Source organism: Amycolatopsis jiangsuensis (genome assembly GCF_014204865.1).
In the GTDB taxonomy this organism is placed as follows: domain Bacteria; phylum Actinomycetota; class Actinomycetes; order Mycobacteriales; family Pseudonocardiaceae; genus Amycolatopsis; species Amycolatopsis jiangsuensis.
In genome coordinates, this window is record NZ_JACHMG010000001.1 from 3,292,926 (window position 1) to 3,317,074 (window position 24,149).

Below are 24,149 nucleotides of genomic sequence, written 5' to 3' on the forward strand. Positions count from 1 at the left end.
GCGCGGCGATGCAGATCTATGGGACGTAGATCGCAAGGGCTGGGATGTGACTGTGGCTTCTGAACGGCGACGAGTGCTTCGCGGTGCACGAGCCCGCTTCACCACGGTAGGCGCGTGCTGGTTACGCCGTCAGCGAAAGCGGGGCGGCCGTGTAGTGCTTCGGCACGCTCGCGTACAAGAGGTGCGGGGCCGGACCCCATGAGAGTGGGGCAGGCGATGGCGCCGCGTGGTTCGCCAAGTACGTGGATGGCGTCGCGTGTTTCGGCGCGGGGAATTTGGCTCGCGACGCCGGCTCGCCAACACATAAGTCTGTGCCGATCAGGTGTACCGCCGCTCGGTCGCTGTCGCCCGGAAACGGCCGATGGTCGCTTACGCGGGCGACACGTGGGCGCTGACCGACATGTTCGGCAGGTAGACGAGCGCGTCGAAGGCGTGCACGACATCGACCGGCGTGAACATGTGCGCGTGCCGGATGCTCGATGGCCCCGGCTCGTCCCTCGTCCGGTCTTGCCGCACATCGACCACGCAGGCGTCTGCACCGTCCAGGGCGGCTTCGACGCTGCCCTCAGCCAGCGGCGGAAGTTCCTGCTCGTAAACGCGGAAGCCGAGGCGCTCTCGTTCGTCGGGTTCCAAGCCGGTCGTGGTTCCGGCGCCGGCCGTGAGCCCCAGGGCGAAGTACTCGTCTCCGAACTCTTCGGCCAGGTGAACGCCTGCCGGCGGGAAAGCCACGTTCGGCATCGGCGAGAACGGCGTGCGCTGGAGGTGTCCGTTGTGGACCATGAGCGCGATCTTCGTGTCTGCTCCGTGCAGACGGCGAAGGAGCTTCACCGTCGCAGCCATGTAGGTATCGCGCGAAGAGCTCTGCAACGGCGGGGCTGTTCCCGCCATCATGGCTGCGAGTTCGCGCAGGTACACGTCAATACGCAGCGCGCCGATCGCGTGATGTTCGGCAATGGACTGACGGTCCCGTTCACTCCGCTGCCGGTGAACGGGCGCCAGCGAACGGAGGTAAGCGGCCAGGGTTGTCAGAGCCGCCGTCGCCGCGTCGCGTGCCGAGACCTCCATTGCCTCATAACGGCCAGGGGCCACGGCGCTGCTCACCCCCGCGTAGGGCTCGGTAGCGGTGATCGCGGCCTCTACCAGGGGAAGGAGTTCGGGGTCGACTTCCTGGAGGTACTCCCGGACGGCATGCAGCGCGGGCAACGGCGAGCCACCCGAGCTCGGCACGTCCAGACCGGAGTAGTGCACGCCGCCGCGGTCACGGAGCCAGGTGAGCATTTCGTGCATCTCCGGCGAGTCACCGAGAGTGAAGGTGAACCCGTCTCGCGCGATTCCGGCGACGTGACCGGGACCGCCGCGCAGCCATCGTTGCACAAGGTCACCCTCCGCGAAGCCGGATTCGAAGCCGAGCACGGTGAATCCGTGGTCGTCGACGAGACTGCGCAGCAGGCGGGAACGAAGCTCACCGAATTCCCGGATGTGGTGGTTGTTCTCACCGATCGCGACGATCCGCGCGTCGCCGAAGAGGTCGGTGATCGGCGTGAGATCGCCGGACAGCGGCGAACGGGCTCTCAGTGATGGCATGAGCAGCACGCTAATGCAACGTCAGCGGGAGACGGCAACCGATTTGTCAGTATTCGCCCGCGAAGCGACAGCTCTGAACCGACTCGCAGGCGACGTGGCCACACCACACACCGGCGAGGCGACCGCTCACGCACACGCCGGCGAAGCGGCCGTCGCGCACAACGCGGCGAACCGGCAACTCCACAACCGGCGTGACGACCGCTCCGCACACGCGACGACGACCGGCCACACCACACACCAGCGAGACGACCGCTCCACACACACGACGACGACGTGACCACACCACACACCGGAGTGACGGACCGCTCCGCACACAACCCGACGAACCGGCAACTCCACTGCCGTTGGCAATGACACTGACACTGCCGACGGCACTGGCACCGGCCCGGCACCGGTGCCACCACCGGGGACGGGTCAGCTCTTTTCCAGGAACTCGGCCCGTTCCAGGTCCACCACGTCGGTCACCATCTGGGCGAGGCCGGGGTGGTCGGTCAGGGCAGGGTCGCCGACCACGATTTCCTGCGCTTGCGCGCGCGCCTCGGTGATCACGTCCTCGTCGCGGAGCAGGGAGAGCAGTTTCAGGCCCGAGCGCTTCCCCGACTGCGCAGCGCCCAGGATGTCGCCTTCACGGCGCAGCTCCAGGTCCAGCCGGGACAGCTCGAAGCCGTCCGTGGTGGACTCCACCGCGGCCAGCCGCTCACGGGTCGACGTGCCGTCCAGTGCCTCCGTGACCAGCAGGCACAGGCCCGGCACACTGCCCCGGCCCACCCGGCCACGCAGCTGGTGCAGCTGGCTCACGCCGAACCGGTCCGCGTCGAGGATCACCATCGCGGTCGCGTTGGGCACGTTGACGCCGACCTCGACCACGGTCGTCGCCACCAGGACGTCGATCTGGCCTGCGCCGAAGGCCCGCATCACGGCGTCCTTCTCGTCCGCGGGCATCCGGCCGTGCAGCGCGGCGACCTTCACACCGCTCAACGGACCGTTCGCCAGGTCCGGTGCCACGTCCAGCACGGCCAGCGGCGGACGCTTGTCGCTCTTGTCCGACGGCGGCTCGTCGCCGATCCGCGGACACACCACATACGCCTGATGCCCCTTGGAAACCTCTTCACGCACCCGTTCCCAGGCACGGTCGAACCACGCCGGCTTCTCCGTCACCGGTACGACGGTGGTCTTGATCGGTGAGCGGCCCACCGGCATCTCACGCAGCGCCGAGGTCTCCAAGTCACCGTAGACAGTCATGGCGACCGTGCGCGGGATCGGCGTCGCAGTCATCACCAGCACGTGCGGGCTGGTCGAATCCGCACCGCGCGAACGCAGCGCGTCCCGCTGCTCCACGCCGAACCGGTGCTGTTCGTCGACCACCGCCAGGCCCAGGTCGTGGAACTGCACGGTGTCCTGAATGAGCGCGTGCGTTCCCACGACGATGCCCGCTTCGCCGCTGACGGTGTCCAGCAACGCCTTCTTGCGTTCCTTCGCCCCCATCGAGCCGGTCAGCAACGTAACCCGGGTTGCGTTCTCCGCGGCCCCCAGCTCACCTGCCATCCCCAACGCGCCGAGCATCTCCCGTAGCGAACGCGCGTGCTGCGCCGCCAGCACTTCGGTGGGCGCGAGCATCGCTGCCTGCCTGCCGGAGTCGACTGTCTGCAGCATCGCGCGCAACGCGACCACTGTCTTCCCCGAACCGACTTCGCCCTGCAACAGCCGGTTCATCGGATGCTCGGACGACAGGTCGGCGGCGACCTCTTCGCCGATCGCGCGCTGTCCCGCGGTGAGCTCGAACGGCAACTGCTTGTCGAACGCGTCGAGGATGCCGCCGTCGGTGTGCGGGCTCGGCTTCGCCGGGCGCGACACCGCGGAATGCCGCCGCTGCGCGAAAATCAGCTGCACGGCCATTGCTTCGTCCCACTTGAGCCGGTGCCGCGAACTCTCCAGGTGCGCCCAGTCCTCAGGACGGTGAATACCACGCAGCGCACGCTCCAGGCCGATCAGCTGATGCCGCGTGCGCAGGTCGTCGGGCACCGGATCGTCGCCGATCTCGAGCACGTCGAGCACCTGCCGCACACACTTCGCGATCGACCACGTCGGCATTCCCTGCGCGGCCGGGTACACCGGGATGATCTCGGCAAGGAAGTTGTCCACGGCCGCGGCCTCGCGCTCGGGTTCGAGCAGCTCGTACTCCGGGTTGGCCAGCTGCAGGGTGTCCCGGAACGCGGTGACCTTGCCCGCGAACAGCCCGGTTTTGCCCGGAGCGAGCTCCTTTTCCCGCCACGCCTGGTTGAAGAAGGCGCACGCGAGCCTGCGGCGGCCGTCGGTGATCACCATGTCGAGAATGGTGCCGTTGCGGGACTTCATCCGCCGCTTGCTGATCTTCTCGATCCGCGCCAGCACGGTGGCGTGCTCGCCCAGCTCCAGGCCGGCGATGTCGGTCAGCTCGCCGCGTTCGGCGTACCGGCGCGGATAATGCCGCAGCAAATCGGAAACCGTCTCGATGCCGAGAGCGCCGGCGAGCGCCTTCGCCGTCTTCGCGCCCAGCAGCAAGGGCAGTGCGTCACGTAGTCCGGCCATCGTCATTCGACCCCCATCAGCAGCACGGCATCGCGCTGGCCACTGGCGTAACTCGTCAACTCCACCTCGGGATGGTCCAGCCGCAGCTGCCCGGCGAGCTCGGCGGCCACGCCCGGCGGGGCGTCCGCACCGCCCAGCACGGTGACGAGTTCGCCGCCGAGCGCGAGCATCCGGTTGAGCACCCCCATCGCCGCCGCGACGAGGTTCGTCTCCGAAGCCGGCGCCGGCTCGATCAGCACCACCTCGTCGTCGACCAGGCCCAGCACGTCCCCGGTCTGCGCCCGGCCCACCCAGGTCAGCGAATCCTCTCTGGCGATCCGCAGCTCACCGCGCCGGGTCGCGGCCGCCGCCTCGGCCATCGCGACCACGTCGTCGTGCACCCGGCGGCCCGCGTCGTGCACCGCGAGCGCGGCCAGCACCTGCACCGGCGACGCGCACGGAATCACCACCACGTCCCGGTCCGCCGCCATCGGATGCCCGGCCGCGGTGTCCGCTGCGCCGGTGAGGTCCAGCCCGCCGGGCAACACGATCAGGTGTTGTCCGGCTGCTTCGTTGAACAGGCCGATCAGGTCCGTTACGCCGGGTGTCTCGCCGTCGGCCACGGCCAGGACCGCCAGTCCCTCGGCGCGGAGCAGCTCGGCCAGCGCACCGCCCCGCACCACCGCGACCACCGACCGGTCCAGGCCACCACCCGGCTCGATCGGCGTGGGCGTGACCAGCGGCTCGACCCGGATGTGCCGTGGCCGGCCCAGCTGCAGCCCAGCCTCGATGGCGGCGCCGATGTCGGCGCAGTGGACATGCACGGCGTGACTGCCCGAGCCGTCGCCGGCCACCGTGACGCTGTCCCCGAAGCCACTCAGTTCCTTGCGCAACGCCGGAAGCCGGTCCTCGTCGACGTCCTCCAGCAGGTACATGACCTCCCACGCGTACGGCTGCGGCTCCGGCGTACCGACCGCCTCCAGCTCGTGCTCGGGCCGCTCGGTCTCGCCGGTGATCACCGCCGCGAGCGCGTCGAGGACCGCCACGAGACCGCGTCCACCCGCGTCCACCACCCCGGCTTCGGCGAGCGCGGGCAACTGCTTGGGGGTCTCTTCCAACGCGTACGCGGCCACCGCGGCGACAGTGCGCGCGACCTCGGCTAGCGACCGCGTCTCCCCGCGCACCGAGGCGGACGCGGCGTGCAACACCGTGAGCATCGTCCCGGCGACCGGCCGGCTCACCGCGCCGGTGGCGACCCGGTCGGCCTGTCCGAGCGCGGCGGCGAGGCCGACGCCGTCGAGGTCGCCCCCGTTCGCGGCCCACTCCGCCATCCCCCGCACGACCTGGGACAGGATCACGCCCGAGTTGCCCCGCGCGTGCCGGACCGCGCCGCGCGCCAGCGCCGCCAGCGCCGTCGCCGCGTCCGCGGGCTCGGCACCGGCGAGGACCTCGTGCGCACCGGTCATGGTGTACAGCAGGTTGGAGCCGGTGTCGGAGTCGGCGACCGGGTAGACGTTGATGCCGTTGATCGCCGGGCGCAGCACGGACAGGCTGCGCACACAGGCCCCCGCCCACTCCGACACCGCCACCGCGTCCAGCACCTGCACCCCGTAACCTCCTCGCCGGTCACCGCGAGGGTAACGACCCCGCGGCGAGGGCCCGGAGACCACTCGTTACTATGGTCGAGTTGCCCGGCGCGTTCGGGCACGCATTCTTTGTCCCAGTATCCAGAGGAGTTCGACGTGGCTGCCGTGTGCGACGTCTGTGGCAAGGGGCCCGGCTTCGGCAAGTCGGTCTCGCACTCCCACCGGCGTACCAACCGCCGGTGGAACCCGAACATCCAGACTGTGCACGCCAAGGTCGGCGTGTCCCAGCGCAAGCGCCTGAACGTGTGCACGTCCTGCATCAAGGCGGGCAAGGTCGTTCGCGGCTGAGCGAAGAGTTGAGGATGGCGAGTGCTCGCGCAGAGCACTCGCCATTTTTTCGCTTCAGGTGCCTTCCGGAGGCGCATTACGGCCCGTTGTCAGGGCCTGGACCCCGGTGGTCGTCGCCTCGGGGAGTCGACGCAGACCGGTCAGCGCAGGAAGCCGGTCAGCAGGCCGCGGAGGGAATCCGGGGCGCTGAGTACGCCGTGGTCCTGGCCCGCGACGATCTCGTGTCGGCCATGGGCGACAGCAGCGGCGACGGCTCGGGCGGACGCGGTCATCCAGTCCTCCCCCGCGCCACCGGACAGGGACAGGACCGGGACGGTGATCGCGGCCAGCCGGTCGGCGGGCAGCCGGTTGCCGGGGCCGCAGACGGTCAGGTCGTAGGGCAGCGTGTGCGCCAGGCCGGTGAACCAGCCCCACACCGGCTCGTCTCGCATCTCCGCGACGGCCTGCGGCGACGCCCCGGTGCCCTCGGTCAGGAACAGCTCCACAGCGCCGTCCCGGTCTCCGTCGGCGACCAGCGCGCTCACCCGGTCGACCAGGTCGTCACCAGGGCGTTGCCGCTCATCGGCCACGATGAACGGCGGCTCGTAGACCGCGACCTTCGTGATCGGCAGGCCGCGGGCGGCCGCTTCCAGCGACAGGATCGCGCCCGAAGAGTGGCCGAACACGGCGGCGGAACCACCCACCGTCTCGAGCAGCGAAGCGAGGTCGTCGATCTCCCGCTCGACCGTGTACACCGGGGCGTCCCCGCTGTCGCCGCGGCCTCGCCGGTCAAAGGCGACGGCCTGGAAACCGGCGTCACCCAGCGTCGCGGCGAGCGCGGCCACCGTGGTCCGGTCGGTCACCGCGCCGCCGACCAGCAGGACCGGGGAACCGGTCCCGTAGGTGTCGAACGCGATGGGGGTGCCGTCGCCGGAAGTGACGGTGGCGGTCATGGGGGTCCTCCTGGGGTCGGGTCCGTGCTCACACTTTCGTGGTCGAAGCCGCGCCCCGGGACCGGACACGCCGGATCAGGGCAGTTTCCAGTCCAGCGGTCCGGCGCCCTGGTCGGCGAGCAGCTGGTTCGCGCGGCTGAAGGGCCGTGAGCCGAAGAACCCGTTGTGCGCCGAGAGCGGGCTCGGATGCGCCGATTCGATGCACGGCACCGCACCCAGCATCGGCCGCAGATTGCGTGCGTTGCGCCCCCACAGGATGGCCACCAGCGGTCCGCCACGCGCGGCGAGAGCCTTGATCGCCTGCTCGGTGACCTGCTCCCAGCCCTTGCCCTGGTGCGAGTTCGACTTGTGCGGCTGCACCGTGAGCGAACGGTTGAGCAGCAGCACACCCTGCCCGGCCCACGGGGTCAGATCACCGTTGGCGGGCAGCGGATGGCCGAGGTCCTCGGTGTACTCCTTGTAGATGTTGATCAGGCTCTTCGGGATCGGCCGCACGTCCGGTGCCACCGAGAAGCTCAGCCCGACCGCGTGCCCGGGCGTGGGATACGGATCCTGGCCGACGATCAGCACCCGCACGTCCTGGAAGGGCTGCTGGAAGGCACGCAGCACGTGCTCGCCCGCAGGCAGGTACGTGCGGCCCGCGGCGATCTCGGCACGCAGGAACTCCCCCATCGCGGCGACCTGGGGAGCCACCGGTTCGAGGGCCTGCGCCCAGCCTGCTTCGACGATCTCATGCAGCGCTCGTGCGGTCACGGCCCGCGAGCCTAGCGCGAAGTGCGCGTGGTCACTCTGGCGGGTCGAGGCGGCGCAGCTCCTCGCGGAAGCGGGCACCGCGGCGCACGTACGAGTCGACGACCATCGCGATCTGCTCGGCGGAGAACGACTTGTTGGGCCGCACCTTCGCCGGTACCCCGAGCGCGACCTCACCCGGGCCGACGTGCGAGTTGTACGACAGCACCGCACCGGCGCCGACCATGCCGCCGTCCTCGATCACGGTTCCGTTCAACACCACCGAACCCGACGCGATGAGGCAGCCGGTGCCGATCGTCGCGCCCTCCACGTGCACGGCGTGGCCGATCGCCGACGACGGGCCGAGGATCGTCGGATGCCGCGAAGTGCAGTGCAGGACGCAGCCGTCCTGCACGTTCGACCGCTCGCCGATCTCGATGTACCCGTGATCACCCCGCAGCACGGTCTGCGGCCAGACCGAGGCCCGCGCGCCGATCCGCACGTCGCCGATCACGGTCGCGTCCGGGTGCACGTAGGCGTCCGGGTGGATCGTCGGTTCGCAGTCACCGAGTGCGTAGATGGCCAAAGCAGCCTCCGGTCCTTCCGTCAGTCGCGAACGAGGTCCTTGCCGTAGTAGCGGCTTTCCGGCTGGTCGCCGTAGTACCCGAAGGCCGGGATCTCGCGGTAGCCCGACGAACGGTAGAGCGCGATCGCCTCCGGCTGCTCGGTACCCGTCTCCAGCACAACCCCGCGGCCGCCCGCGGCCCGCGCCGCACGTTCCAGTTCGGCGAGCATTCCGCGGGCGAACCCCCTGCCGCGCGCGGACTCCACGACGTACATCCGCTTCAGCTCGACGTTCCCCGATTCCCCGTGCGCGCGCCAGCCACCGGAGGCCACCGGCACGCCGTCGAGGTAACCCACGAGGAACAGTCCCCGCGGCGGGGCGAACTCCGCCACGTCGACCGGGGTTTCGTCCTCGGTGCCGTACCGGCGGACGTACTCCTGCTGCACCTCGGCGGTCAGCTTGGCCGCATCGGGGTGATCGAAGGCGACGACACGGATCTCCACCGCACCAGCCTAATCGGATCGGGCGGGCAGGGTACTCACTGCTGCCAGTGTTCCCAGCCGCCGGCGTGGCGGTACTCCTCGCCGTCCACGGTCACGCCGGAGCCGGGCATCGTCACCACGCCGATCTTGCGCCAGCCCTCGGGCAGGTCGTCGAACGGCGGGAACGTGGCGACCAGCGCGTGGTCCTCGCCACCGGTGAGCACCCAGCGCAGCGGGTCGGCGCCGAGCGCACTGCCGACCTCCCGCAGCCTCGTGGAGACCTCGAGCAGGCTCGTCTGCACGTCGACGCCGACTTCCGAGGCTTCGGCCAGATGCGCGAGGTCGGCGAGCAGGCCGTCGGACACGTCCAGCATCGCGGTCGCGCCGGCGAGCGCGGCCTGCGGGCCGGCCTCGTACGGCGGTTCCGGGCACCGCTGCGCGTTCACGACTCCGACCGGCGACCGGAATCCGCGGCCCAGCACGGCGAGCCCGGCCGCGGCCCAGCCCAGCCGCCCGGCCACGGCGAGCACGTCGCCGGGCCGCGCGCCGGCGCGGGTCACCGGCTCCCGATCTTCCAGGTCCCCCAATGCGGTGACGCTGAGCACGAGCTGATCGGCGCTGACGAGGTCGCCGCCGGACACACCGATGCCCGCACGGCCCGCCTCGGCCCACATCCCGTCCATGATCTCCGCAACCACCTGCGCCGGGGTATCCGGCGGACAGGCGAGACCGACGAGGACCGACGACGGCTTCGCGCCCATCGCCGCGACGTCCGACAGGTTCACCGCGACCGCCTTGCGCCCCACCTGTTCCGGGCTCGACCAGTCGAGCCGGAAGTGCACGCCGTGCACCAGCACGTCGGTGGTCGCGACCACCCGCCCGTCCGGCGCGGCCAGCACCGCCGCGTCATCGCCGGGACCGAGCAGGGTCGACGCCGGCTGGCTGCGTCCCCCGGTGATCCGCCGGATCAGGGCGAACTCACCCGTCCCGGCCACCGAGCCTTCATCCGGTGACACCGGTCACCTCCCGTTCCTCTTCGCCGGAGTTAGCTCGACCACCGACAGTCGGATCCCCTAGGTTTTTCCCGGGGCCGGCGCTAGTTTGCCTACACCGTTCCTACCTCGACACCGCTCGCACCGACGAAAGGGCACGCCGTGGTCCACGCATACATCCTGATCCAGACCGAGGTCGGCAAGGCGGCCGCGGTCGCGGCGGAGATCTCCGGCGTGCCCGGCGTGACGACGTCCGAGGATGTGACCGGCCCGTACGACGTGATCGTGCGTGCCACCGCGGACACCGTGGACCAGCTGGGCCAGCTCGTCGTCGCGCGAGTGCAGAACGTGGAGGGGATCACCCGCACGCTGACCTGCCCGGTCGTGCATCTCTGACGCGTGGTGCACTGGTGCGGTGGCAGACACCGACACCGGGGCACCGCCGAAGGTGGTGCTCGTCTCCGCGTCCGTGCTCGTGGTCGCGCTGGCCGTCGCGGTCGCCGTTTTCGCGCTGACCCGGCCGGACACCGACGCGGGAACGGGTCCGGACGGACCGCTCCCGCTCGTCGCCGTGCCCGCCCCGCAGGCGGACACTCCCGGCTGCGCCGGTCTCCTGGGCGCGGCGCCGGCCACCCTCACCTCGAACGGCGAGCAGCTCGACCGTCGCCCGCTCGCCGATCCGGCGCCGAAGGCCACCGCCGCCTGGGGCACCGACGATCCGGTGGTGCTGCGCTGCGGACTCGACCGGCCGGCAGAGCTCACCTCGACCGCGCAGCTGCGGGTGATCAACGGCGTGCAGTGGCTGCAGGTCAGCCAGGACTCGGCGGCCACCTGGTACGTGGTCGATCGCGAGGTGTACGTCGCGCTCACCGTGCCGGCTTCGGCCGGAACCGGGCCACTGCAGACGGTCTCCGACGTCGTCTCGGCGAAGCTGCCGGTCAGGCCCCTGAAGTTCTAGCCGCGATCGTCTCCAGCGATTTCCCGGTGGAGCGCGGGCCGAGCACCGCGACGTCCACGATCAGCACCGCCATCGCGGCCGCGACCACGGCGAACATCGTGGTGGCACCCGCCGACTGCAGGATCGGCAGCAGCACGAACGGCATCGCCGCGGTGGCCAGCCGGGACAGCGCGTAGGCCGAACCCGCGGCGGTGCCCCGCAGCGACGTCGGGAACAACTCGCCCTGGTAGGTGTGGAAGGCGTTGGAGAACACGTTGCTCGCGGCCGTGTAGCAGAAGCCGAACACCGCGATCAGCACGCCGGAGGTGGCGTAGCCGAACGCGAGCCCGAACACCGCCATCCCCGCCGCGCTCGCGACGATCAGCCATTTGCGTTCCAGCCGCTCGATGATCGGCACGGACAGCGCGGAGCCGATCGGATAACCCAGGAACGTCAGCGCGCTGAAGGTCAGTGACGAGACGAGGCCGAAGCCCTTGGCCGCCAACACGATCGGCACCAGCGAGCCGAAGCCGTAGTAGCCGAAGGACTGCAGCAACTGGAAGACGTACAGCATGCTGGTGCGCCGCAGCCACGGCGGGCGCAGCAGGGCGGAAGCCCGGACCGGTTCCGGGGCCGGCGGTTCCGGCTCCGGTTCGGGCAGCGGCTGGGGCGCGCTGTCCTCCAGCCGGCGCACGATCTCGTCGGCCTCGTCCTCTCGCCCCTGTGCGGCGAGCCAGCGCGGTGACTCCGGCAGCGTGAACCGCAGCGCCCACACGATCGCGGCTCCCAGTGCGCCGATCACGAACAGCCACCGCCAGCCCTCGAACCCGAGCGGCGCGTGGCCGGCCAGCGCGCGGGCGAGGAACCCGGCCGCGGGCACGCCGCAGAAGCCGATCGTGTAAGCCCAGGCCGTCGCGCGGCCGCGGGCGCGCGCGGGCAGCAGGTCGGCGAGGTAGGCGTCCGCGACCGGCAGTTCGGCGCCGATCCCGATGCCCGCGACGAACCGGCAGGCCACGAGTATCCACACGTCGGTGCTGAACGCGCCGAGCAGGGTGAAGACCGAGTACAGGCCGAGGGTGAGCAGGAACGCCCGGCGCCTGCCGAGGCGGTCGGCGAGCCGGCCGAGGAACACCGCGCCCACGAAGGCCCCGACGAACGCCGAGGCGAGCACGTATTTCAGCGTTTCGGCGGTGACGCCGAACTCCTTGCTCAGGACCGTGCTGATGGTCGCGGCGAGGAAGAGGTCGTAGAGGTCGAAGAAGGTGGCGACGCCGACCACCGCGACGAAGTACCGGTGCCGGCGGGTGATCGGGAGCCGATCGAGCCGGGATGCGATCCGCACGTGCTGCCTCCTGCCCGTGCCGGGACCGCGGCACGAGACGTGCCGCCGGGTGCCCGGCTCACCAGTCGATCACTGTAATGGGTGACGAGTCAGCGAAGTCCGGTGCCGCGGGCGATCGCGGTGTCGATGAGAGTGGACAGCAGCGTCGGGTAGTCCACGCCGGTGACCTCCCACATCTTCGGGTAGGCGGACTTCGTCGTGAAGCCGGGCATGGTGTTGACCTCGTTGATCACCGGCTGTCCGTCGGCGGTGACGAAGAAGTCGACCCGGGCCAGCCCCTGGCAGTCGAGCGCGCGGAAGGCCGCCACGGCCATCGCACGCAGGCGTTCGGTGACCGCATCGTCCAATTTGGCCGGAATGTCGAGCTCGGCATCCTCGCCGAGGTACTTGGTTTCGAAGTCGTACCAAGCGTTCTCGTCCTGGGCGAGCACGCGGATCTCCGCCGGCAGCGAGGCCTCGACGCGGCCGTCCGGGAATTCGAGCACCCCGCATTCCACCTCACGGCCGGTCACCGAGGCCTCCACGAGCACCTTCGGGTCGGTGCGACGGGCCAGCTCGATCGCACCGTCCACATCGGACCAGTCGGTGACCCGCGAAATGCCCACCGACGAACCGGCTCGCGAGGGTTTCACGAAAACCGGCAGGCCAAGGCGTTCCCGATCGGACGGGGACACTGTGGACTGTCCACGCCGGAGCGCGGCATAGGTGCCCACGGGCAGGCCCTCGGCGGCGAGGAGCTTCTTGGCGTATTCCTTGTCCATTGCCGCGGCGCTGGCGAGCACACCCGGGCCCACGTACGGGATGTCGGCGAGTTCCAGCAGTCCCTGGATGGTGCCGTCCTCGCCGAAAGCACCGTGCAGTACCGGGAACACGACGTCGACGCCGCCGAGCACCTCCGTCGCGCGGCCGGGGTCGACCGTGCGCAGCACGCGGCTGGTCGGATCACCGGCGAGCACGAGCGCGCGCCCGGTCTCCACCGACGGCAGCTCCCGGCCCTGGATGCTGAGCTCCTCCGGATCGGCGGTGCCGAGCACCCAGCCGCCCTGCGGGGTGATGCCGACCGGGAGCACCTCGAAGCGGTCCGGGTCGAGGTTCGCGATCACGCTGCCCGCGGACAGGCACGAGATGGTGTGCTCGCTGCTGCGCCCGCCGAACACAACCGCCACCCGGGTTTTTTCCGCACTCATAGCCGGTCACCGTACCGGGTGACCACGGTGAACAGCGCAGGCCCGGGGTCCGCGACCCGTGAACGGTCAGCGGAGCAGCTGCACCAGCGTGGGCAGCGCGGCGATCAGCGCCTCTCTCGAAGAACCCGCATACCCGAGCGCGATGCCGTAGGTGGTCGGAGTACCGGCGAAGTGCCGGGAAAGGCCGTCGAGGCGGATGGAATGACCTTCGGCGGCGGCGATGCGGCGGGCCTCGTCCTCCGGGCTTTCCGCGGGGACGACGAGGTGCGCGCCGGCGTCGTCGCCGAGGACCGGGACCCCCGCGGTGGACAACGCAGCGGCCAGCAGCGAGCGGCGCTCAGCCAGTTCACGGCGAAGCCTGCGCAGGTGACGGCCCAGGTCGCCGGTTCGCGCCAGCTCCACGAGCACCCGCTGACCGGCCGGGGACGGGCGGGTACCGGTGAGATCGCGGTAGTCCAGTACGGATTCGGCCACCCCCGCGGGCGCCACGAGCCAGCCGGCGCCGAGCGTGGGGGTGAGGATCTTGCTCGTGGTCCCGAGGTGCACCACGACGTCCGGCGCGAGCGCGGCCAGCAGCGGCAGCGGGGCGACGTCGAAGCGCAGCTCGCCGTCGTAGTCGTCCTCGATCACCAGCATGCCCTCGGCCCGCGCGCGCTCCACGAGCTGCACCCGGCGGGCCGCGCTCATCCGGCTGCCCATCGGGTACTGGTGCGCGGGCGAGCAGTAGACCGCGCGCGCACCGGCCGGGATGGCGTCCGGACGAAGGCCTTCATCGTCGACCGGCACGCCCACGACGGTCAGGCCGGCCTGCCGGAACGCCTGCACCGCGCGTTGGTACCCCGGCTCTTCGAAGGCGACCACGGAACCGCGCCGCACCACTGCCGCGGCGAGTTCGACCACAGCCGCAGTGGTACCGCCTGTCGCGAGAACAGAGCCCGCTGCCAAGCCACGGTGGCGCAGCAGGTGCTCGTACACAGTCGCGCGGTACTCCGGCAGCCCGGCGCGGTGCGCGCGCGTCAACGGTTCCGGGTCGGCCGCCGCCCGCCACGCGCGGCGCCAGGCCGCACGGTCTATCCCGCCGGCCCACGGTGCCCCCGGAGTGAGGTCGAGCATCGGCACTGTCTCCGCCTCGGCGACCAGCGAGTCCGGCGGTACGACCGAAGCCGCGGCGCGCGTCGGCGGGGTGGTCACGTAGGTTCCCGAGCCGTGCCGTCCGGCAATCCAGCCCTCGGCGTGCAGTTGTTCGTATGCCGCCGACGTGACGGTGCGCGAGACGCCGAGCCGCTCGGCCAGCGCACGGGTCGACGGAAGCCGGTCACCGCCTCGGAGGTGACCGCCGGCGGCGGCTTCGCGTAACGCGTCGGCGAGCTGCACGGCGAGCGGGGTGTCGGCAGCCCGGTCCAGGCTGACCGGCAACGCGGTGTCCGCGTACGACACGGCTGACCTCCGTTCCAACCCGAAGTGGACTTCTCAAGTGTAGAAGAAGTGGACATTCAACAAGGCCACTCAAGGCTCGCAGACTGAACGTATGACAAGCCTCTCGCCCACCACACGCACGACCCTCGGCCGCAAGCGCAACCGCGCTGCCTCCGACCGCGAGACGCTCTACGCCGTGCTCGACGAGGCCCTGATCTGCCACCTCGGCGTCGTCCACGACGGCACCCCGCTGGTGCTGCCGACCGGGTACGGCCGCGACGGCGACACGCTGTACCTGCATGGTTCCACGGGAGCGGCCAGTCTGCGCACTGCGGCCGGTGAGCTCGACGTGTGCGTCACCGTCACGCTGGTCGACGGCATCGTCTACTGCCGTTCCCTGAACAACCACTCGATGAACTACCGCAGCGCGGTGATCTTCGGACGAGCCCGCGCGCTGACCGGCCGCGACGAGAAGATGCACGGCCTGCGCGTGCTGACCGATCACCTCGCGCCGGGTTCGTGGGAACACTCGCGCGGCGTGAACGCGAAGGAGTTCGCCGCCGTCTCCGTGCTCGCGCTCGACCTCTCCGAAGCGTCGGTGAAGCTGCGCGCGGAAGGGCCCGACGACGAGCCGGAGGACGTCGCCGCGGACGCCGCGTGGGCCGGCGTGCTGCCGATCCGCACGGTCTTCGGCGAACCGGAGCCGTCGGCGGACCTGCCGTCGACGTGGTCCGTGCCGGAGCACGTACGCACGCGCGTCAGCGAGGCAGCCGCACAGTGAACGTCGTACGGCCCGGCTGGCTTTCCACGCTGACCGCGCCGCCGTGTTCGACTACCAGTGAGTGCACCACGGACAACCCGAGCCCGGTCCCGCCCGCCGCACGCGTGCGCGAGTTGTCCACGCGGTAGAAGCGATCGAAAATCCGCTGCTGATCCTCGGGCGTGATCCCGGGGCCGGCATCGGTGACGCGTACGACCGCTTCGCCGCCTTCGATGGACAGGGACAGCTCAACGGGCGTGCCGTCCGGCGTGTGCACGGCTGCGTTCGCCAGGAGATTGTCCATGACCTGCCGTACGCGCATCGGATCTGCCTGGAGCACCACTGCGTCATCCGGTAGGCGCGTGGTGAGCGGATGGTGGGGACGTCCGGCGCGGAACGCGTCCGCGGCAGCCGTCGCGAGCTCGGTCACGTTCATCTGTTCCGGACGCACGGGGTGCTCCGCGTCGTGCGAATCGAGGCGCGCGAGCAACAGAAGGTCGTCGACGAGCACGCTCATCCGCGCTGTCTCCGCGCGGATCTTCGACAGGTGCGCTTCGCGTTCCGCAGGCTCGTTCGCGGCTGCGTACTGGAAAAGGTCGGCGTAGCCACGGATCGAGGTCAACGGCGTACGCAGCTCATGCGAAGCGTCCGCGACGAAGCGCCGTAGCCGTTCGTTCGCGACAGTGCGCGCGGCAAGTGAGGCTTCGATGTGACTGAGCATCAGGTTGAACGCCGTACGCAGTTCTTCGACCTCAGCGCCGCCACCGTCCCCCGAAGCACGCACTGGCAGGTTCGCCGTGGCGGTGAGGTCGTGCGAAGCGATGTCGTGCGCCGTACCTGCCATGTCAGCCAGCGGCCGCAGTCCTCGGCGCAACACGAGCCGCCCCGCCATGACGAGGATCGTGAGCGCGATGAGGAACGCGACCACTTCGACGAACACCAACTGCCGCACGGTGTTGTCGAGGTCAGCCTGCGGTGCGGCGCTCAGCAGCACAGTGCCCGTGCCGCCTTCGTCGGTATCCACCGGACAGGCGCGCACGCGGTAGTCGCCTTCGCCTTTCAAGTACACCGTGCGGTAGATGTCGCCCTTCGCCGCTTCTTCGGCGACCTTGACCAACGGCTGCGGATCGGAAGGCAGCGCGCCACCTGGCTGCATGACAGCCGATCCGTTGCTGACCGCGAAGACCGCGGAGTACCAGGAGTAGACGGTCTCCGGATTGTCCGTCGAGGTACGCAGATGCGGCACCTGTGAGACCTGGCTGGTCTTCAGCTGGTCGTCCAGGCGCCGGCTGAGGTAGTCCTGCATGAGCCCGACCGTGAGCGTGCCGACGATCGCGAACACCACGAGCGCCACCGCACCCAGCCCGAACGCCAGCCGGGTGCCCAGCCGCGAAGCGCGCCAAGCCGCGTACCAGCGTCGCGCCCAACGCCCGGCGCGGCTCACCGGCCGGCCCGTCGCACGACGTATCCGACGCCGCGCACGGTGTGGATCAGCGGTTCCGCACCGGCGTCCAGTTTGCGGCGCAGATGCGAGATGACGAGCTCGACGACATTGGACCGGCCACCGAAGTCGTACTCCCAGACGTGGTCGAGGATCTGCGCCTTGGTGAGCACGGACGGCGAACGCCGCATCAGGTAGCGCAGAAGCTCGTACTCGGTCGGCGTCAGCTCGGCGGGCCGGCCGTCGCGACGAACCTCGCGGGTGTCCTCGTCGAGAGTGAGATCACCGACCTGCAGGACAGCGGTACGCGCGGGTTGCGGCTCGGCACCGGACGTACGGCGCAGCACCGCGCGCAGCCGCGCCATCAGCTCCTCGACGGAGAACGGCTTCACGAGATAGTCGTCGCCACCGCGGGTGAGGCCGGCCACGCGGTCGGCTGTGGCGTCCTTCGCGGTCAGGAACACCACCGGGACCGCGCCGCTGCTCTCTCGCAGCCTGTCGAGCACGGTGAAGCCGTCGAAGTCGGGCAGCATCAGGTCCAGCACCACGATGTCGGGCCGGAACTCGGTGACGCGGGCGAGCGCGTCGGCTCCCGAGCCTGCGGTCACGGCCTGCCAGCCCTCGTACCGGGCGACCGTCGCGACCAGGTCGGCGATGTGCGGCTCGTCGTCGACGACGAGCAACCGCACCGCGTTCGGGTTCTGCACCCCACCATCCTCCGTGACGCGCGCGCGGGCGCGCGACCCGAGCCCGCGGCCGACAGTCATTCGACAGGTTCCGCCCAGATCGGCCACAGGTTGCCGGACGAGGCTGAAATCCGTGAATCCGAACGTGACCATCCCGCGTTGTCACCGTCGTCCCCGAATCACCGGACACGGTGTCGGTCTACCTTGCTGGTCGCGCCTTGGAATGGCTTCCGGCGAGGGCTGGACAGTTCTTCCTGTGGCGCTTCCTGACCAGAGACACGCCGATCCGCCCGCTGGTGGAAGACATTCGCGGGCACGTCGTGGTTACCTACCGTGCGCGTAGCCGTGACGACGCTGTGCTGCTGCCCGAACTGCTGGACCTCGCGAAAGCGCGCGGGCACTCGTGCACATACTCGAAGGCTCCTGATGCCCCGGCACGTGGAGTACGTGATGGGCCTGCCTGCGGGACGAAGCAGACTTCGGCCCGGCCGTCGCGGACGCGTTCGCCTGGCTGCACGAGGTGGACGCACGGTTCAGCCCGTACCGGGCAGACAGCGAAGTGAGCCGCTACGGACGGGGACAGCTGGCCGCGAAGAACCTGAGCGAGGACCTCGACGAGGTGTTGTCACTGTGTGCCTACTACGAGGACATCTCCGGTGGCGCCTTCACCGCACAGCCACCGGGACACGCCTTGGATCCGTGCGCTGTGGTCAAAGGCTGGGCAGTGCAGCGCGCGGCCGACCGACTGCACGCGGCTGGCGCACGGACGTTCTACCTCAACGCGGGCGGTGACGTCGTCACATCCGGAGAGCCCGAGCCTGGACGGCCGTGGCGCGTCGGCATCCGTCATCCCGAGCAGCCGCAAGCGGTCTGCGCCGCGCTGGTTTCCCGAGACAGCGCCGTCGCCACGTCCGCGGCGTACGAACGCGGCGCGCACATCCTCGACGGCCGTACCGGTCAGCCCGCTGTCGGTCTCCTGCTCGTGACTGTGGTCGCCGACGACCTCACGCACGCCGACGCCTTGGCCACGGCGACTTTCGCGCTGGGTGCCGACGGCATCACCTGGGCCGCCGGCCAGCCCGGCATCGAAGTGCTGATCATCGACGAGAACCGGCGCGTGCACCGCTCCCCCGGGCTACGGCAAGGCTGAAAAACCGCTTCGTCCAGTCGGGGAGAACAGGCATACTCCGGGAGAAACCGGACCGGACGCAGGGAGCTCGATGACCGCCGTTGTGGACAAGATCACCGTCGACTGCGCAGACCCCTGGCAGCTCGCGCAGTTCTGGGCCGCCGTCACCGGACACCCGGTGACCGACGAGGACGAGCCCGGTGACGACGAAGTCGGCATCGTCCTGGAGTCCGGCATCATGCTGTTGTTCGTCGCCGTTCCGGAACCCAAGGCCGGCAAGAACCGCCTGCACGTCTGCCTGCGGCCGGACATCCCGCGGGACGAGGAAGTGCAGCGGCTGCTCACCCTCGGCGCGACCTTGTACGACGACCACCGCAGCCCCGACGGCCCCGGCTGGGCGGTCCTGCGCGACCCGGAAGGCAACGAGTTCTGCGTCGAACGCAGTGCCGCGGAGAAGAAGGCCACCGAGAACAAGACCGCTGAGAAAAGTGCCTCCGAAGAGAAGGCCACGGAAAAGAGCGCCGCGGAGGCATGACCGACTCGTTCGCGCTCAACCGCGCCAGCTGGGACGAACGCGCGCCGGTGCACGCGCGGTCGAAGGACTACGCCTTCGACCGGTTCCGCGAGGACCCCGCGCACCTGAGCGACGTCGTGCGGTTCGACCTGCCGCGGCTCGGTTCCGTCGCCGGACTGCGCGGCGTGCACCTGCAGTGCCACATCGGCACCGACACGCTCTCGCTGTCCCGGCTCGGCGCCCGGATGTCCGGCCTTGACTTCTCCCCGGTGTCCCTCGACCAGGCCCGCTCGCTCGCCGAAAGCACCGGCGCCGGCATCGACTACCACGAGGCGAACGTCTACGACGCGGTCGAGGTGTTCGGCGAACAGCGGTTCGACCTCGTGTACACCGGCGTCGGCGCGTTGTGCTGGTTGCCGCGAATCGGCGAATGGGCGTCAGTGGTCACCCGGCTGCTGCGGCCCGGCGGCCGGCTGTTCCTGCGCGAGGGCCACCCGATGCTGTGGGGGCTCGACGACGAAGCCGAACGCGCGTGGCCGAAATACGACTACTTCGAACACGCCGAACCGCTGGTGTTCAGCGACGACACCACGTACGTGGAGACCGACGAACGCCTGCGCGACACCACCACGCACAGCTGGAACCACGGCCTCGGCGAGATCGTCACCGCGCTGCTGGAGCGGGGCATGACGCTGACCGGGCTGACCGAGCACGATTCGGTGCCGTGGAACGCGCTGCCGCACGAGATGGAACCGGCCGGGCACGGCGAATGGCGGCTGCGCGACAACCCGCGCCGGCTCGCGGCGAGCTACACCCTGCAGGCGGTGCTGGCCTCCTAGAGTGCGCGGCATGACTCGTGCCCGCGTCGCCGTCGCCGCACTGGGCGGCACCATCTCCATGGCCCCAGGACGTTCCCCGGATGACGGCGTGGTGCCTAGGCTCAGTGCCGAGGACCTGCTCGGCGGACTCGGTGCCGACCTGCCGATGGACGTCACGGCGGGCACGCTCGCCGGGCTGTCCAGTGCGTCCATGAGCTACGCGAAGCTGGCGCAGACCCGGCAGTGGGGCATCGAGCAGATCGAGGCCGGCGCCGCCGGGCTGGTGGTGGTGCAGGGCACCGACACCCTCGAGGAGACGGCGTACTTCTTCGAGCTGACCTGGCCGTTCGACGAACCGGTGGTGGTCACCGGCGCGATGCGGAACCCGAGCCTGCCCAGCCCGGACGGACCGGCCAACCTGCTCACGGCGCTCACCGTCGCGGCCGATCCCCGCAGCCGCGGCCGCGGCGCGCTGGTCGCGTTCGACGACGACGTACACGCGGCACGCTGGGTGCGAAAGGCGCATTCCAGTCACCTGGAAGCGTTTTCCTCCGTCCCCGCCGGGCCGCTCGGCATGGTCGCCGAAGGCGCCGTGCACTACTTCCACCCTTCGGCGCCGCGTCCGCCCGCGTTGCCGGCCGGTGAGGTCGACGGGCTGGTTCCGCTGCTGGAATCCGGACTCGCCGATTCCGGCGAGCTGCTTTCCCTGGTGCTGGCCGCAGGGGCGCGTGGCGTGGTGCTGGCAGGCGCCGGCGTGGGCCACGTCTCGAGCGGGACCGCGGACGTCGTCCAGGCCGCGCAGGTGCCGATCGTGGTCGCCACGCGCACCGGTGCCGGCCCGACTTTCCGCGGCACGTACGGGTTTCACGGTTCCGAATCGAGTCTGATCCGGATGGGGGCGACCATGGCGGGCTGGCTGTGCCCGCGGAAATCCCGGGTACTGCTGCAGCTTCTGCTCGCCGCCGGAACGTCCCGCGCCGAAATCGAGCACCAGTTCCGCCTCCGCGGCGACCTCGACCGCTGAGCGTCCACGCCGGATAATCCGTCCGGACGAGGAGCCGGAGCAGCAGCCGTACGACCGGCAAGCAGTCCTGACGCGCTGCCCGAAGAAGCCCCGCCGGGCCGACCAACGGGCACCTCGGGACGCTGCCGATGCGGGACACTGGACACGGCTGCTACCACCGGTAGGGAAACGGCCTGCCACAGAGAGGAACGCGTCTTGTCGTCGTCGGTGCTGCCTCTGCCGAACGAGGCCGTCTGCCCGTTCGGCCCCAACCCCGAACTCTCCGCACTCCGGGAAACCACGCCCCTGCCCCGGGTGTCGTGCCCGACCGGAATCGAGGCGTGGCTCGTCAGCCGTTACGCCGACGTCCGCGAGGTGCTGGGCGCCCCGCAACGGTTCAGCAGCCGCGGCGGCTCGGCCGGGCACCTGCTGGCGCACACGCCCCCGGATTCCCCGATCGAGGAAGGCGAATTCGCCCGGATGGACGGCGCCGACCACGTCCGGTTCCGGCATCTGTTCGCCCCGGCCGTCTCGACCGCGAAGCGGATGGCGGAGATCCGGCCGATGGTGCAGCGCATCGTCGACGAAGCACTGGACGCGCTCGCCGAGCGGGACCACCCGGTCGACCTGCACGAGGAGTTCGCCAAACCGGTCACCACGGCGGTGATCGGGGAACTGCTCGGCGTCCCCGCGGCGGACCGGGGACTTTTCCACCGGGCGGCCGAGGCGCTGTTCAGCGGCGAAACCGACGTCGACGAGTTCGGCGCCGCGAAAACGCCGCTCTACGACTACGTGCAGGACCTCGTCACGCAACGGCGAGCGGAACCGGGTGAGGACGCGATCAGCATCCTGGCCACCCGCGGCACCGATTTCAGCGACTTCGAGCTGGTCCGGATGGCGGCCGGGCTGCTGGTCGCCGGATACGACACGACCGCGAGCCTGATCACCCACGCCACTCTCGCCCTGCTCGAAGACCCCGGCCAGCTCGCGCTGCTGCGCGACGAGCCGGACGTGCTGCCCGGAGCAGTCGAGGAGGTGGTGCGCCTGCTCGGCGTCGGCGCCGGTCTGCTGCGCGTCGCGGTCACCGACACCGAAATCGCCGGAACGCCGATCGCCGCCGGCGACTACGTCGTGGTCGCCGTGCAGGGCGCGAACCACGACCCGGCCCAGTTCGCCGAACCCGGCCGGCTCGACCTGCGCCGCGACAACCGGCGCCACCTCGGCTTCGGCTTCGGCCCGCACCAGTGCGTCGGCCAGCAGCTGGCGCGCCTGGAACTGAACGTGGTGCTGGGGACTCTGCCGCGGCGGATCCCGTCCCTGCGCCTGGCCGTGCCGATCACCGACCTCCGGTTCAAGACCGACACCCCGATCACCGGGCCCGCGCACCTGCCGGTCACGTGGGACGAGATCCGGCCCGCGTAGTCACTCCGCCCGGTGCGGGCCGTGCACCGGGTCTGAGACGTAGGAGCGCATCTGCCGGGCCTCCCGGTATACGTGCACGCTGATCGCCGGATCCGGCCCGTCGTTGCGCACCTCGTGCACGTACCCGGGCCCGAACACTCGCGACTGCCCGGCCGAGAGCGCGTGCACCTCGGTCACGGCGCGGCCGCCGGGTGCGCGGCGGGCGACGGTCTCGCTCAGCCGGCCCGAAACCACGGTGAAGGCACCGGTGGCGAAAGCGTGGTCGTGCAGGTCGGTGTGCTGGCCGGGAAGCCAGCTCAGCAGCCAGATCTCCTGGCCGCCGGCGCTTTCGACCAGCGCGGAGAACCGCTCGTCGGGGTCGTAGCGCAGCAGGCTGCCCCAGCGTTCCCGGTCGGCGGCCACCTCGACGGCGGTGCGCACCGGATGGCGCAGGGCAGGGTTTTCAGGACGCAGCAGGGTGTTGTCCGGAACGGCGAACATGACGGAGAAATCCTTCGCAGGAAGCAGTGTCGAGCTGGGCCGGGGCTGGGTTCACCGACAACAGCGACACGACGCGCACATGACCGGGCACGGGGCACACGACCCCGGCCACACAGTCTTCGCACCCGTCAGCATGCCCCACACTCAACCAGCGCCTGCCCGGCCGGACAACCCGTCCCAGCTCGTGGACGCCTCAGCTCCACTCGTGCTTCTGCGACCGGCCGAGCAGCTCCGCTCCGGCCTGCCGCGGGTCGACCCCCTCGTGACAGACCCGGTGCATCGCATCCGTGATCGGCATGTCGACCCCGAGCCCGCCGGCGAGCGCGCGGATCGACGAGCACGACGCGACCCCCTCCGCGACCTGCCCTCCGGCCGCGGCCTGCGCTTGCGCGAGCGTCTCCCCCCGGCCCAGCCGTTCGCCGAAAGTACGGTTGCGCGACAACGGTGACGAGCACGTCGCCACGAGATCGCCCAAACCGGCCAGCCCGGCGAATGTCAGCGGGTCCGCGCCGAGCCGCGCGCCCAGCCGGGCCATCTCGGCGAGGCCACGGGTGATCAGCGTCGCCATCGTGTTCGCGCCCAGCCCCATCCCGGCCGCCATCCCGCAGCTCAGCGCGATCACGTTCTTGCACGCGCCGCCGAGTTCGCAGCCCACCACATCGGTGTTGGTGTAGGGCCGGAAGTACTGGTTCGACGTGGCCCGCTGCACGGCCTTGGCCCGCTCGTGGTCGGCACACGCCAGCACCGCCGCCGCCGGCTGCCCGTCGGCGATCTCGCGGGCCAGGTTCGGACCGGACACGACCACGATCTCGCCGGCGTCCACCTCGGCCAGCTCCGCGATCACCTCACTCATCCGCTTGAGCGTGCCCAGTTCCACGCCCTTGGCGAGGCTGACCAGGATCGCCTCCGGCGGCAGCAGCGGCCGCCAGCCGGTGAGGTTGCCGCGCAGGCTCTGGCTCGGCACCCCGAGCACCACCGCCTGCGCCCCGTCCAGCGCGGCCGCGGCGTCCGACGTCGCGGTGATCCGCTCCGGCAGCCGCGTGCCCGGCAGGTACGACTCGTTGCGGTGTTCTGCCCGGATTTCCTCGGCGATGTCCTCCCGGCGCGCCCACATCGTGACGTCCCGCCCGGCGTCACCGAGCACCTTCGCGAACGCGGTGCCCCACGAGCCCGCGCCGAGCACGGTGACCCGCTGCACGTCGTCCGTGAAGGCTCGCTTCCCGGAATCCCTCGGAGAGGTCTTCACGGA

At 70.5% G+C, this 24,149-nt stretch carries 24 protein-coding genes; 9 read left to right on the forward strand and 15 right to left on the reverse strand.

Annotated features, from left to right (window positions below):
- Nucleotides 1-369: 369 nt before the first annotated feature.
- The 3 genes from BJY18_RS14500 to BJY18_RS14510 all read right to left on the reverse strand — a co-directional run bounded on the left by BJY18_RS14500 (nucleotide 370) and on the right by BJY18_RS14510 (nucleotide 5,738).
- On the reverse strand, nucleotides 370-1,584 hold the full coding sequence (locus BJY18_RS14500; protein WP_184780484.1) for an erythromycin esterase family protein: 1,215 nt from the start codon (nucleotides 1,582-1,584) through the stop codon (nucleotides 370-372).
- Nucleotides 1,585-1,998: 414 nt separating this feature from the next.
- Nucleotides 1,999-4,152, reverse strand: a complete 2,154-nt coding sequence (gene recG, locus BJY18_RS14505; protein WP_184780485.1) for an ATP-dependent DNA helicase RecG — start codon at nucleotides 4,150-4,152, stop codon at nucleotides 1,999-2,001.
- Nucleotides 4,153-4,154: 2 nt separating this feature from the next.
- The gene (locus BJY18_RS14510; RefSeq protein WP_184780486.1) at nucleotides 4,155-5,738 is read right to left on the reverse strand and encodes a DAK2 domain-containing protein; all 1,584 of its coding nucleotides are present in this window, start codon (nucleotides 5,736-5,738) and stop codon (nucleotides 4,155-4,157) included.
- Between the two features lie 135 nt (nucleotides 5,739-5,873).
- Here BJY18_RS14510 and rpmB point away from each other — a divergent pair, with 135 nt between their 5' ends.
- Nucleotides 5,874-6,065 (forward strand): 50S ribosomal protein L28, encoded by a 192-nt coding sequence (gene rpmB / locus BJY18_RS14515; RefSeq protein WP_003091970.1) that lies wholly within the window; start codon nucleotides 5,874-5,876, stop codon nucleotides 6,063-6,065.
- Between the two features lie 140 nt (nucleotides 6,066-6,205).
- Here the strand turns inward: rpmB and BJY18_RS14520 are convergent, their stop codons facing one another.
- From BJY18_RS14520 to BJY18_RS14540, 5 genes are all read right to left on the reverse strand, one after another.
- Nucleotides 6,206-6,997, reverse strand: a complete 792-nt coding sequence (locus BJY18_RS14520; protein ID WP_184780487.1) for an alpha/beta fold hydrolase — start codon at nucleotides 6,995-6,997, stop codon at nucleotides 6,206-6,208.
- A gap of 75 nt (nucleotides 6,998-7,072) precedes the next feature.
- A complete protein-coding gene (locus BJY18_RS14525) occupies nucleotides 7,073-7,750 on the reverse strand; it encodes a uracil-DNA glycosylase (protein ID WP_184780488.1) in 678 nt (225 codons plus the stop codon).
- A gap of 31 nt (nucleotides 7,751-7,781) precedes the next feature.
- On the reverse strand, nucleotides 7,782-8,312 hold the full coding sequence (locus tag BJY18_RS14530) for a gamma carbonic anhydrase family protein (protein ID WP_184780489.1): 531 nt from the start codon (nucleotides 8,310-8,312) through the stop codon (nucleotides 7,782-7,784).
- A gap of 20 nt (nucleotides 8,313-8,332) precedes the next feature.
- The gene (locus BJY18_RS14535; protein WP_184780490.1) at nucleotides 8,333-8,794 is read right to left on the reverse strand and encodes a GNAT family N-acetyltransferase; all 462 of its coding nucleotides are present in this window, start codon (nucleotides 8,792-8,794) and stop codon (nucleotides 8,333-8,335) included.
- 35 nt (nucleotides 8,795-8,829) lie between these two features.
- On the reverse strand, nucleotides 8,830-9,789 hold the full coding sequence (locus BJY18_RS14540) for a thiamine-phosphate kinase (RefSeq protein WP_184780491.1): 960 nt from the start codon (nucleotides 9,787-9,789) through the stop codon (nucleotides 8,830-8,832).
- A gap of 138 nt (nucleotides 9,790-9,927) precedes the next feature.
- On the opposite strand from BJY18_RS14540, the gene BJY18_RS14545 reads away from it, so the two are divergent.
- Both BJY18_RS14545 and BJY18_RS14550 read left to right on the forward strand, forming a co-directional pair.
- On the forward strand, nucleotides 9,928-10,161 hold the full coding sequence (locus BJY18_RS14545) for an Lrp/AsnC ligand binding domain-containing protein (protein WP_184780492.1): 234 nt from the start codon (nucleotides 9,928-9,930) through the stop codon (nucleotides 10,159-10,161).
- Between the two features lie 19 nt (nucleotides 10,162-10,180).
- Complete coding sequence (locus BJY18_RS14550) at nucleotides 10,181-10,723, forward strand: DUF3515 domain-containing protein (RefSeq protein WP_184780493.1); 543 nt, start codon at nucleotides 10,181-10,183, stop codon at nucleotides 10,721-10,723.
- Here BJY18_RS14550 and BJY18_RS14555 read toward each other — a convergent pair.
- The 3 genes from BJY18_RS14555 to pdxR form a co-directional block, all read right to left on the reverse strand.
- On the reverse strand, nucleotides 10,704-12,044 hold the full coding sequence (locus tag BJY18_RS14555) for an MFS transporter (RefSeq protein ID WP_184780494.1): 1,341 nt from the start codon (nucleotides 12,042-12,044) through the stop codon (nucleotides 10,704-10,706). The two genes, BJY18_RS14550 and BJY18_RS14555, sit on opposite strands and share 20 nt — an antisense overlap.
- Nucleotides 12,045-12,133: 89 nt before the next feature.
- Nucleotides 12,134-13,231, reverse strand: coding sequence for a D-alanine--D-alanine ligase family protein (locus BJY18_RS14560; protein ID WP_184780495.1), 1,098 nt, complete (start codon nucleotides 13,229-13,231; stop codon nucleotides 12,134-12,136).
- Between the two features lie 66 nt (nucleotides 13,232-13,297).
- Nucleotides 13,298-14,668: a MocR-like pyridoxine biosynthesis transcription factor PdxR gene (gene pdxR / locus BJY18_RS14565; RefSeq protein WP_184780496.1), complete on the reverse strand. Its 1,371-nt coding sequence runs from the start codon at nucleotides 14,666-14,668 to the stop codon at nucleotides 13,298-13,300.
- Between the two features lie 91 nt (nucleotides 14,669-14,759).
- Between pdxR and BJY18_RS14570 the strand changes: the two genes are divergently transcribed.
- The gene (locus BJY18_RS14570; protein WP_184780497.1) at nucleotides 14,760-15,428 is read left to right on the forward strand and encodes a pyridoxamine 5'-phosphate oxidase family protein; all 669 of its coding nucleotides are present in this window, start codon (nucleotides 14,760-14,762) and stop codon (nucleotides 15,426-15,428) included.
- Here BJY18_RS14570 and BJY18_RS14575 read toward each other — a convergent pair.
- Both BJY18_RS14575 and BJY18_RS14580 read right to left on the reverse strand, forming a co-directional pair.
- Entirely contained in the window at nucleotides 15,406-16,851 is a 1,446-nt protein-coding gene (locus BJY18_RS14575) for a sensor histidine kinase (protein ID WP_184780498.1), read from the reverse strand. The two genes, BJY18_RS14570 and BJY18_RS14575, sit on opposite strands and share 23 nt — an antisense overlap.
- Nucleotides 16,848-17,555, reverse strand: coding sequence for a response regulator transcription factor (locus BJY18_RS14580; protein WP_312873845.1), 708 nt, complete (start codon nucleotides 17,553-17,555; stop codon nucleotides 16,848-16,850). Before BJY18_RS14580 ends, BJY18_RS14575 begins: the two co-directional genes overlap by 4 nt.
- A 499-nt stretch (nucleotides 17,556-18,054) precedes the next feature.
- On the opposite strand from BJY18_RS14580, the gene BJY18_RS14585 reads away from it, so the two are divergent.
- The 5 genes from BJY18_RS14585 (at nucleotide 18,055) to BJY18_RS14605 (ending at nucleotide 22,420) form a co-directional block, all read left to right on the forward strand.
- Nucleotides 18,055-18,684 carry an FAD:protein FMN transferase gene (locus BJY18_RS14585; RefSeq protein ID WP_312873846.1) on the forward strand — a complete coding sequence of 210 codons (630 nt, stop codon included), beginning with the start codon at nucleotides 18,055-18,057 and terminating at the stop codon, nucleotides 18,682-18,684.
- A 70-nt stretch (nucleotides 18,685-18,754) separates the two neighbouring features.
- Nucleotides 18,755-19,198 (forward strand): VOC family protein, encoded by a 444-nt coding sequence (locus BJY18_RS14590; RefSeq protein ID WP_184780500.1) that lies wholly within the window; start codon nucleotides 18,755-18,757, stop codon nucleotides 19,196-19,198.
- Nucleotides 19,195-20,016: a class I SAM-dependent methyltransferase gene (locus BJY18_RS14595; RefSeq protein WP_184780501.1), complete on the forward strand. Its 822-nt coding sequence runs from the start codon at nucleotides 19,195-19,197 to the stop codon at nucleotides 20,014-20,016. Before BJY18_RS14590 ends, BJY18_RS14595 begins: the two co-directional genes overlap by 4 nt.
- A gap of 10 nt (nucleotides 20,017-20,026) precedes the next feature.
- A complete protein-coding gene (locus BJY18_RS14600) occupies nucleotides 20,027-21,019 on the forward strand; it encodes an asparaginase (protein WP_184780502.1) in 993 nt (330 codons plus the stop codon).
- A gap of 195 nt (nucleotides 21,020-21,214) precedes the next feature.
- Nucleotides 21,215-22,420, forward strand: coding sequence for a cytochrome P450 (locus BJY18_RS14605; RefSeq protein WP_184780503.1), 1,206 nt, complete (start codon nucleotides 21,215-21,217; stop codon nucleotides 22,418-22,420).
- Here the strand turns inward: BJY18_RS14605 and BJY18_RS14610 are convergent, their stop codons facing one another.
- Both BJY18_RS14610 and BJY18_RS14615 read right to left on the reverse strand, forming a co-directional pair.
- Nucleotides 22,421-22,900 carry a cysteine dioxygenase gene (locus tag BJY18_RS14610; protein ID WP_184780504.1) on the reverse strand — a complete coding sequence of 160 codons (480 nt, stop codon included), beginning with the start codon at nucleotides 22,898-22,900 and terminating at the stop codon, nucleotides 22,421-22,423. It lies immediately after the preceding gene.
- 193 nt (nucleotides 22,901-23,093) lie between these two features.
- Nucleotides 23,094-24,146 (reverse strand): NAD(P)H-dependent glycerol-3-phosphate dehydrogenase, encoded by a 1,053-nt coding sequence (locus BJY18_RS14615; RefSeq protein ID WP_312873847.1) that lies wholly within the window; start codon nucleotides 24,144-24,146, stop codon nucleotides 23,094-23,096.
- Nucleotides 24,147-24,149 lie beyond the last annotated feature (3 nt).

Coding starts and splice junctions, on each gene's coding strand:
- BJY18_RS14500 (WP_184780484.1), bottom strand. CDS start 1,584: ATGCCATCACTGAGAGCCCGTTCGCCGCTGTCCGGCGATCTCACGCCG.
- recG (WP_184780485.1), bottom strand. CDS start 4,152: ATGGCCGGACTACGTGACGCACTGCCCTTGCTGCTGGGCGCGAAGACG.
- BJY18_RS14520 (WP_184780487.1), bottom strand. CDS start 6,997: ATGACCGCCACCGTCACTTCCGGCGACGGCACCCCCATCGCGTTCGAC.
- BJY18_RS14560 (WP_184780495.1), bottom strand. CDS start 13,231: ATGAGTGCGGAAAAAACCCGGGTGGCGGTTGTGTTCGGCGGGCGCAGC.
- BJY18_RS14570 (WP_184780497.1), top strand. CDS start 14,760: ATGACAAGCCTCTCGCCCACCACACGCACGACCCTCGGCCGCAAGCGC.
- BJY18_RS14590 (WP_184780500.1), top strand. CDS start 18,755: ATGACCGCCGTTGTGGACAAGATCACCGTCGACTGCGCAGACCCCTGG.
- BJY18_RS14595 (WP_184780501.1), top strand. CDS start 19,195: ATGACCGACTCGTTCGCGCTCAACCGCGCCAGCTGGGACGAACGCGCG.
- BJY18_RS14600 (WP_184780502.1), top strand. CDS start 20,027: ATGACTCGTGCCCGCGTCGCCGTCGCCGCACTGGGCGGCACCATCTCC.
- BJY18_RS14610 (WP_184780504.1), bottom strand. CDS start 22,900: ATGTTCGCCGTTCCGGACAACACCCTGCTGCGTCCTGAAAACCCTGCC.